The organism is Lysobacter sp. Soil_N_51, from assembly GCF_057655755.1.
The window spans coordinates 1-282 of sequence record NZ_JBDGLR010000036.1 but is presented as its reverse complement, the minus strand read 5'-3'; the positions used below and the strand labels follow the sequence as shown (position 1 = coordinate 282).

The following is a 282-nucleotide window of genomic DNA, read 5'->3' as shown; positions in this document are numbered from 1 at the left end:
TCGTCGGATCCGGCGACCGGCACCACGGTCAATCCGGGTGCGACGATCACCTACACCCTGAGCACCACGATCAGCACTGCGGCGCTGACGGACGTCTACACGCTGACCGACACGATCAGTGGCGATCAGACGTTCGGCAGCGTGACCAATGCCGGCAACTACACCTGCACGGGCGCGTTGTCCTGCACCCTGCCGGCCGGCACGTTGCCGGGCACCTACACGCTGAGCTACACGACCACCGTCGACGCGGATGCGGCCGGCACGGTCGGTAACAACGTGACC

1 protein-coding gene is annotated in these 282 nt (G+C 66.3%); it reads left to right on the top strand.

Features of this window, described 5'->3' with window-relative positions; translation table 11 throughout:
• A partial coding sequence (locus tag AC3A4T_RS24565) for a hypothetical protein (protein ID WP_487677766.1) occupies positions 1-282 on the top strand: 282 nt, incomplete at both ends.